The sequence below is a fragment of the Methylibium sp. genome (assembly GCF_013817365.1).
Lineage (GTDB): Bacteria > Pseudomonadota > Gammaproteobacteria > Burkholderiales > Burkholderiaceae_C > Methylibium.
Map to the genome: position 1 here is coordinate 1 of NZ_JACDCU010000559.1, position 2,229 is coordinate 2,229.

The window sequence follows — 2,229 nt, forward strand, 5'->3', positions numbered from 1 at the left end:
TGTCCGGCAGCGCTGGCAACCTGTTCCATGGCCAGATCGACTTCCGGCTCGCCGGGATCCTGACCGTGTTCGAGATCATCGGCGTGTGCCTTGGCGTCTACCTGGCGCATGCCGTCGATGCGCGGTCCTTGCGCCGAGGCGTGGGGGTGCTTTGCGTCGCGGTGGGCGCAGGACTCCTGATCCGGGCCCTGTGAATCGCCGGTGCGTTGCCGGCTCGCGTGAGCGCCGCCGACGCCCCGCGCCGGACTCATACAAAATTGCGTGCGATCAGCTAAGAATGCCGAGATCGATCGGGCCCTGCAACGGTCGGCAATCGGTCCAGGCCGTGTGAGAACGCGAATGGAATGAGCATCCCTCTGGCGTAATCGAGATGGTCGCTTTCGCGTTACCGTCGCCGCACAGTGGTCACCGCTCGCGCCGACAGCGGTTTGATGGTCCGCGGGCCCGCAAGTGACGATGTGACGGCCGTAAAGGGGCTCACGCCCCTGCCAGCCGCATCGCCTTCATCGTTTCGGTGATGCCCAGCACCCGCATCACGCGCTTGAGGTTATATGCAAGCACATGCAGGCTCATCTCGGTGCTCACCCGCCCGATTGTCTTGGTCAGGAAGTGCGTCGAACCCATCCAGTGCTTGATGGTTCCGAACGGGTGCTCCACCGTTTGCCTTCGCTGGCGCATTCTCTCGGGCTCGCGATCGAGTCGTCGCTGCATCGCGTCGATGACGTCCTCGTGCTCCCACCGCCGCACACGTCGGTAGGAGAGGTTCGTGCACCGCGCCTTGATCGGGCACTGTTGGCAGTGTGACGTCCAGTAGGCGTGCGTGGTCAAGCCGGCTTCGAGGTTGGTGTAGCGGTAGATCAGGCTCTGCCCTGCAGGGCAACGGTATTCGTTCTTCTCGGGCACGTAGACGAAGTCCTGTTTGCCGAAGCGCCCCTCGGCCTTGCTATTGGATGTCAGCGGCTTGGGGACATAGGTGGTGATGCCAGCCTGCTCGCACGCCAGGATCTCCTCGCCCTTGAAGTAACCACGATCGGCTACGACCGTGAGGTCTTCAATGCCCGTGGCCACTCGTGCCTGCTCTGCCATCGTGCTCAGCTGGGCCCGGTCGTTGCCGACATTGGTGACCTCGTGCGCGACGATCAAGTGGTGTTTGTCGTCGACCGCGGTCTGCACGTTGTAGCCCACGATGCCGGTGCCACGACCACTGGTGGCCATGGAGCGCGCGTCGGGGTCGGTCAACGAGACCTGGCCATCGGGGGCATCACGCAGGCGTTGCTCCATCTCCTTCAGACCTTGCATCTGCGCCCTGAGCTTCTCGATCTTGTCCTTCAGCCTCGCAGCCTTGGGCTCGGCACCCTCGGACTGCGTGCGGTCGGCGGTGTCCATCGCCGCCAGGTAGCGCTCGATGCTTTGCTCGATCTGCTCCATGCGTCGCTTGATCTTGGCGTCGGTGAAGTTGCGATCGCGGTTGTTCACCGCTTTGAACTTGCTGCCGTCGATGGCCACGATCGACTGAGAGAACAGGTCGAGCCTGCGACACAGCACGACGAACTGGCGGCATGCGTTGCGAATCGCGCGGCCGTTGTCGCGGCGGAAGTCGGCAATGGTCTTGAAGTCCGGTGTCAGCCGCTGGGTCAACCACATGAGCTCGACATTGCGCTGGGCTTCGCGCTCCAGGCGCCGACTGGACTGGATGCGATTGAGGTAGCCGTAGATGTAGATCTTCAGCAGCACCGATGGGTGATACGCCGGTCGACCAGTGGCTGCGGGGTCAACACCTTCAAAGCCCAGACCTGCGAGATCGAGTTCGTCGACGAAGACCTCAACGACCCGGACCGGGTTGTCTTCACCAACATAGTCGTCCAGGCACTCAGGAAGCAGCGTGATCTGCGTTCGATCCTCGCCTTCGACGAATCGCTTCATGTTGTGGCCCGAAGTGACGTTGCCACAATTTAAGCGAGCGACCTCAAGCCATCAACTCGTTTTCACACAGCCTGGGTCCATTGCGGACCTTTGGCTGACAGCTATGCGAGCGCTCGGCGGGTGCAAAGCCGTGGGCGGGTGTGCGTCGGCGCGCCGGTGCGGCGGTCGGCCCTGCGGGCCGACTGCGCTGTGCTGCTCGGGCTTGCGGGCCGTCGCACAACTCGCTTCGTTCGCTGCGCTCACTGCGCTCAAACAGGCGCGACGAGTCAGTTGACGAAGCGCGCTGCGCGCGCTGCCCGCAAGCCC

The 2,229-nt window shown here is 63.3% G+C and carries 1 protein-coding gene and 1 pseudogene; one reads left to right on the top strand and one right to left on the bottom strand.

Translation table 11 applies throughout. The features are described from left to right. Positions 1–194 (top strand): annotated as a pseudogene (locus tag H0W38_RS21260) (sulfite exporter TauE/SafE family protein); the annotation flags it as partial. Positions 195–477: 283 nt separating this feature from the next. Here the strand turns inward: H0W38_RS21260 and H0W38_RS21265 are convergent. Continuing rightward, positions 478–1,923, bottom strand: coding sequence for an IS1182 family transposase (locus tag H0W38_RS21265; RefSeq protein ID WP_292457959.1), 1,446 nt, complete (start codon positions 1,921–1,923; stop codon positions 478–480). Positions 1,924–2,229 lie beyond the last annotated feature (306 nt).

Bases quoted from the DNA above. Each gene is read 5' to 3' on its own strand.
- H0W38_RS21265 (WP_292457959.1), bottom strand. From the start codon at position 1,923: ATGAAGCGATTCGTCGAAGGCGAGGATCGAACGCAGATCACGCTGCTT.